This is a genomic window from Pseudoalteromonas sp. SWYJZ98 (assembly GCF_015864495.1).
GTDB lineage: Bacteria > Pseudomonadota > Gammaproteobacteria > Enterobacterales > Alteromonadaceae > Pseudoalteromonas > Pseudoalteromonas distincta.
This window is the reverse complement of the sequence record NZ_JADYXA010000015.1, coordinates 74,890-80,969: the sequence shown is the minus strand read 5'-3', so window position 1 is coordinate 80,969 and position 6,080 is coordinate 74,890. Positions and strand designations below refer to the sequence as shown.

At 40.4% G+C, this 6,080-nt stretch carries 8 protein-coding genes; 6 read left to right on the top strand and 2 right to left on the bottom strand.

The genetic code is table 11. From position 1 onward, the window contains the following. Window positions 1-182: 182 nt before the first annotated feature. Entirely contained in the window at window positions 183-512 is a 330-nt protein-coding gene (locus I6F10_RS11135; protein ID WP_002957818.1) for a 5-carboxymethyl-2-hydroxymuconate Delta-isomerase, read from the bottom strand. 207 nt (window positions 513-719) lie between these two features. On the opposite strand from I6F10_RS11135, the gene I6F10_RS11130 reads away from it, so the two are divergent. The 6 genes from I6F10_RS11130 to I6F10_RS11105 all read left to right on the top strand — a co-directional run bounded on the left by I6F10_RS11130 (window position 720) and on the right by I6F10_RS11105 (window position 5,773). Continuing rightward, the gene (locus I6F10_RS11130; protein ID WP_165744689.1) at window positions 720-1,205 is read left to right on the top strand and encodes a CreA family protein; all 486 of its coding nucleotides are present in this window, start codon (window positions 720-722) and stop codon (window positions 1,203-1,205) included. A gap of 47 nt (window positions 1,206-1,252) precedes the next feature. Then, entirely contained in the window at window positions 1,253-2,026 is a 774-nt protein-coding gene (locus I6F10_RS11125; RefSeq protein ID WP_002957816.1) for a hypothetical protein, read from the top strand. 11 nt (window positions 2,027-2,037) lie between these two features. Continuing rightward, on the top strand, window positions 2,038-2,676 hold the full coding sequence (locus I6F10_RS11120; protein WP_197098838.1) for a LysE family translocator: 639 nt from the start codon (window positions 2,038-2,040) through the stop codon (window positions 2,674-2,676). Between the two features lie 27 nt (window positions 2,677-2,703). Further along, the gene (locus I6F10_RS11115; protein ID WP_024605481.1) at window positions 2,704-3,198 is read left to right on the top strand and encodes a gamma-glutamylcyclotransferase family protein; all 495 of its coding nucleotides are present in this window, start codon (window positions 2,704-2,706) and stop codon (window positions 3,196-3,198) included. Between the two features lie 15 nt (window positions 3,199-3,213). After that, window positions 3,214-4,755: a serine hydrolase gene (locus tag I6F10_RS11110; protein ID WP_197098837.1), complete on the top strand. Its 1,542-nt coding sequence runs from the start codon at window positions 3,214-3,216 to the stop codon at window positions 4,753-4,755. A 100-nt stretch (window positions 4,756-4,855) separates the two neighbouring features. Further along, complete coding sequence (locus I6F10_RS11105; RefSeq protein WP_149593802.1) at window positions 4,856-5,773, top strand: histone deacetylase family protein; 918 nt, start codon at window positions 4,856-4,858, stop codon at window positions 5,771-5,773. 13 nt (window positions 5,774-5,786) lie between these two features. Here I6F10_RS11105 and I6F10_RS11100 read toward each other — a convergent pair whose 3' ends face one another. Next, on the bottom strand, window positions 5,787-6,080 hold the full coding sequence (locus I6F10_RS11100; RefSeq protein ID WP_197098836.1) for a hypothetical protein: 294 nt from the start codon (window positions 6,078-6,080) through the stop codon (window positions 5,787-5,789).

Genomic DNA, 6,080 nt, shown 5'->3' with positions numbered 1-6,080 from the left:
AGTGTTGCTTGCAGTGCTTGTTCTATATTCACAAAAAAATCCGTAGTTAGTTTCCTAACTACGGATTTTGCATGATCGTTTGGATCGGTCAACCGGTCATTTTCTTAACTGATCGGCATTACCCGATTGGGGCTTTTTACTTACTAGTATTTACTTTTATTGCTCAAAACTACAAGAGTTAACTAATTTTTACGGTATATCTCATGCTCAATATCGTAAATATTTACGCTTAGACTGTCTGATGCTCTGCAATATGTTTTTAAACATGAAAGTAGCAGTTCGCTTAACATTTGTTTTTGCTCAATTGAGCGTCCTGCCAAAATATGTACCGCGATATGTATAAACCCTGATTTTCCTGCGCCAAGTTGATATTGCTGATAAGCAATAGCACGTGTTTTTATGGTTTCTAATTCAAACAAGTTACTTTCGAAAGCGGTTGTATGAATTTTTTCTACCAGTACTTGAGGTAAAACGGGGAGGTCTTCTGAGTGTTCAATAATAATGTGCGGCATTTAGGCGTTTCCTATTATGAGTTACTGCATGAGCGAGAGGTAATTGTATCAAATACAAGAGGGGTCACTAAACCCTGAGCTATCTAAAATCTTTACTTTAAACTAATTTAGTCGTATTTATTTTTGATGTTAGTATAAAAACAAACAGGTGAACCTTCGCTTAGTAACTCATCTACTAAGTTACCTATATATTGATTAAGGATAAGTATGAAATTACCACAAAAATTTAAACGTTTAGCTTTACTTGCATGTGCAATTGTTACGTTAAGTGCTTGCTCTGACGATGTTGCTTCGGTAAGCCTTGGGTTATTTACAACTAAAGATGTTGTGGTGAATTCGCAGCAAGATCCTATTGTTGAGGGCGTTACTTGTCATATTAGTCATATAGAGGCTAATTTGGACTTTTCTGATCCCTCTGATATGTCTATAGCGTGTCGTCAAACGGGGCCAATTACAGCGCAGCAGCTACAAAAAATAGACCGTAGCAAATCGGGCGAAGTGATCTTTAAATCATCTAAAAGTATATTATTTAAATCACTAAAAGTGCGTCGTATTTACGATGCTGAAAATCGTACTTTATTGTACTTATCGTACTCAACTAAAGAGTCCAGTGGTAGCCACCACCATGCGCTATCAACAGTGCCGCTATACAATACTCAAGCGTGGGACTGGGCGCTTACACAAAAAGACTAAGTTAGCACCTACGTAAGCACCTAAACTAAAACCTAAAAGAGCACACTATGTTAGCTTTATTTAAATCAAAGCCATTATTAGAGCAGCAAGAACAGCAATGGCTTATTGATACATTTATTTGGGCTGTAGAAAACTTTGATGCTGAGTTTTTTACAAAGCACACTCAAATAATACTGCCAACGGCCACTTTTTTCCCTGATTCGGTATCGAGCATTGAAGAAATGGCGAGTAATGTTTTTAACCGCGTTACTAATTACGCGGGTATGAACGCATGGCCTATCCAACTAGTTGCACCGCAGCAATTACAACCGCAAGTTTTTCCACACTTTGAATTTAGCAATGAAATACGTGGCGAAGGCAGCCATTTAATTGTGCCGCCAAGCCATACGATTAATATTTCTTTTAATCCTAATCAGATTAATCAGCCACAAGATTTAGTGGCAAGTTATGCGGGTACTCTGGCTACTATACTTATTCATCACGTTGGGGTGCTACCGCCAGGTGGTAGGGAGTATTTACCACAAGCTGCTGATGCACTTGCTTGTTTTTTAGGGTTTGGTGTAATGATGAGCAACACGGTGTATCAGTTTAAAGGGGGTTGTGGCTCTTGCTATAACCCATACGCTAACCGTGAAGCTAAGTTAAGTGAAACGCATACGGTATTTATGCATGCCCTAATTAGTTACTTTAAAAACGATAAGGTGTCTAAAAAACACTTAAAGCCGCATTTACGTGGCCAGTTTAAAAAAGCACAAAAAGAAATTAAAGCATTGGTAAATAACTCGGCCAACCCGCTGTTATTAGCTTATTCGCCAAACTAGCAAGGATTTGCGTGGAATACTTAGATGAATTTTTACTGATTGTTATTGCTCATTTTTTTGCAGTAGCAAGTCCTGGGCCTGACTTTGCCGTTGTGCTCAAGCAAAGTGTGCAACAAGGTAGGCGCAATGCATTGTGGACAAGCGCAGGTGTTGGCGCTGCTATTTTACTGCACGTTGCCTATTGTGTGTTGGGTGTTGCGCTTATTTTAACGCAATCGCCTAGTTTATTTATGGCGCTTAAGTACCTTGCTGGTGCATATTTAGCTTATTTAGGCGTACAAGCTCTTAGAGCTGCAAAACCGCCTGCAAGTAATGAAGGCGAGGCTGCAAAAGATATTGAAAACAAAACCGTTCAAGAGGAGCCCGTTTGGGTGGCTTTTAGGCGCGGCTTTTTCACCAATGCATTAAACCCAAAAGCCACGTTATTTTTTATGTCGTTATTTACACTCGTGATTAGCCCAACAACACCTACTAGCGTACAGGTCGGCTACGGCGTGTACATGGCATTGGCTACTTGGGCGTGGTTTTCAATACTTTCAATAATACTTTCTAGAAATAATGTAAGAGGCTTTTTCCAACAACGCGGTTATTGGTTTGACCGTGGAATTGGCATTATTTTAATTGCACTTGCAGTACGTGTTGTTATTTAACTTATTCAAAAAGCGCAGGAGATAAAAATGCCGCTATATAATTTTTCGTTTGGTTCTAATATGTCATCTAATCGTTTGTTAGCGCGCTTGCCCAATGTAAAGCGTGTAGGAACCGCGATACTTAAGGGCTACGAGCTTACTTTTGATATGCTATTTAAAGATGGCTCAGGTAAATGCAGTATTTGTCCAAGCGATAAAGAAGATGCATTGGTTTACGGCGTTATTTATGAGCTCAATGAAGAAGAAAAAGCTATTTTAGATGGTATTGAGGGCGTAGGTTATGACTGCGTAGATATAGCCCCAACGCTTTTAACGGGTGAGACTGTAGCCGCACATTGTTATATAGCTAATACCCATGACAGCAATGTACTCCCATATGATTGGTACATAAAACACGTTCATCGCGGATCACTTGAAGCGGGCGTACCAAAAGAATACAGTGATGCGATATTAAATCGCGCACAAAAAAGCGATACCAATCAAGAGCGCGCAGCAATTGAATTTGCAGTTCATCAAAAATAATAAAATAGGATTGATATGAAATTAACCAAACTTGCCGCAATTGCACTACTAGCAGGCACTTCGTTTAGTAGCTGGGCACAAGTTGATACCAACAAAATTGACGACGTAATTAAAGCGTCAATGGCACGTTTTGACGTACCCGGTATGGCAGTCGCCATTGTTGAAAACGATAAAGTAATATTTGCTAAAGGCTTTGGTGTAACTAATCTCGATACCAACAAAAAAGTAAACAAAGACACTTTATTTGGTATTGCTTCAAACACAAAAGCATTCACTACTGCGGCACTGGCAAAGTTGGTTGATGAAGGTAAATTAAGCTGGGATGATCGCGTAATTGATCATTTACCAGAGTTTAGATTGTACGATTCGTACGTAACACGCGAAATGCGTATTCGTGACTTATTAAGCCATCGCAGTGGGCTTGGGCTTGGGCAAGGAGATTTAATGATTTGGCCAAGCACGGATAAATCAGTTGATGAAATTTTAGCGGGATTACAGTACTTAAAACCAGCGAGCAGCTTTCGTAGTAAGTACGCTTATAACAACTTGATGTTTGTTACCGCTGGTGAAGTGGTTGCACGTGTGTCGGGGATGAGCTGGAACGATTACATCGAAAAAAATATATTACAACCGCTGCACATGGATAACTCACGCGCGGGCTTTTCACGTATTCCAAAAAGTAATAAAAACTGGGCGACAGGTCATATTCCTATGGATGGCACGCTTCATCCATTTTTTGTGAACTACCTTGAAGACTTTAGAGGCGCAGGCGCCATTGCTTCAAGTGTAAGCGATATGAGCCAATGGCTTCGTACGCAATTAGCGGGCGGTAAAATGCCTAATGGCGAGCAGCTGTTTAGCGAAAAGCAACAAGCGCAAATGTGGCACCCACATATTACGTCTATGGCGTCTAAAAGTGCGTTTGAATCGTATCATCAGCAGTTTAGGGGTTATGGGTTAGGCTGGAGTATTGAAGACTACCACGGCTTTAAAAAGTTAGGTCACGGCGGTGGTATTTTGGGAATGGTATCGCAAGTTACTTTATTGCCTGAGAAAAAACTCGGTATTGTTATTTTATCTAATCAACAAGCTTTTGGTGCACTTTCGGCAGTAACCCATGAAGTGCTTGAAGATGCACTTGAACTTGAAGATAAAGACTGGGTAGAAGATTTAGCTAAAAGTCATTTTGAAGGCAAGCAACAAGCGTATGCTAATGCAAAACCAGAAGCCCCCGCTGACTACCAACCACAATTACCAAATATTAATTACACCGGAACATTGCACGATGATTGGTACGGCGATGTAATTATTGAGCAGTTAGATGGTAAATTACGCATTGATTTTACGCACACTAAACGCTTGAAAGGCACTCTTGAGCATTACACTGGCAATACATTTATTGTTAAGTGGGATGAAAAATTACTAGAAGCAGATGCGTTTATTCGTTTTGAAATGAGCTCACAAAATCGTGTAAACAGTGCCAAAATGCGTGCGGTATCAACACAAGTGACCGACTTTAGCTTTGACTTTAGAAACCTACATTTAAAAGCAAAATAGCTAATATTGATATTTAAAGTATTGATATAAACCAAAGTCGCAAAGCCACCCATCGGTGGCTTTGCTATATTAAGTTTTTACACCTTGTAAGGGACTTTTTATGCGTACCGCTGTTATTTCTCATCCTCATTGCCGTAAGCATAAAATGATAGACGACCACCCCGAGTGCCCAGAACGTCTAGATGCCATAACAGACCGATTACTTGCCAGCGGCGTAGATGTTGGCTTAACACACCTACAAGCACCCAAGGCCGAGCGTGAGCATTATTTACTTGCTCACGATGAAGCTTTACTTAAACACGTAGAAAATACGCTACCAACAGAAGGGCTCGCTAATTTAGATGGCGATACGTGGCTGTGCCCCGATTCGTTTAAAGCGATTGAGCGGGCAGTAGGTGCAGGATTGTTAGCGGTTGATGAAATACTTGCCGATAAACTCGATGCTGCTTTTTGCTCAGTGCGCCCGCCAGGGCATCACGCTAACAAAAACTCATCATCTGGGTTTTGTGTGTTTAATAACTTAGCTATTGCTGTTAAGTACGCACAAAGCAAAGGGGTTAAGCGCATTGCTATTGCGGATTTTGATGTACACCACGGTAATGGCACGCAAGATATTTTTATTGATGACGAAAATGTACTGCTTTGTTCGTTATTTCAGTATCCGTTTTATCCAAATACAGCGGTTAAAAATAATAGCCATATAGTTAATTCACCTCTGCCAATTGCCAGTAATGGCGACGATTTAAAAGAGGTGTTTACTGGGCAATGGCTACCAAAATTAAAAGCGTTTAAACCTGAATTACTTTTTATAAGCGCAGGGTTCGATGCTCACCTAGAAGATGATATGGCAAGCTTAAAATTTGTTGAAGATGACTATATTTGGCTTACCGAGCAACTATGTGGTGTTGCTAAAGAGGGCGGTTGCAAAGGGGTTATTTCGTATTTAGAAGGTGGCTATGCGCTATCAGCTTTAGGTCGCAGTGCTGTAGCGCATATAAAAGTGCTTACTGAGGTTTAAATAAAGAGAGTGTTTATAGCCCTAGTAAATCAAACGCCTGCGCTGAGCTTAGGGTTTTGATTTTACCAAGGCAGCATTGTCCTTCATTTAATAAGTAAGCTGTAACAAGCTGTGCTAGTTGCTCGCCATTCAATTTAGGGCAAACAGTGCCTTGTAAATTAAGGTAGTCACCTTGCTTGTTAAGTACTCGCACATCGCTTAGCTCACTTTGCGTAACGCTGTGCAAGCACTCTTGTTGCTCTTGTAGGTTATGGGCTATCTCAAGCTCATTATAAATAACCAATAATTGTGGGTAGCTGTTTAACAT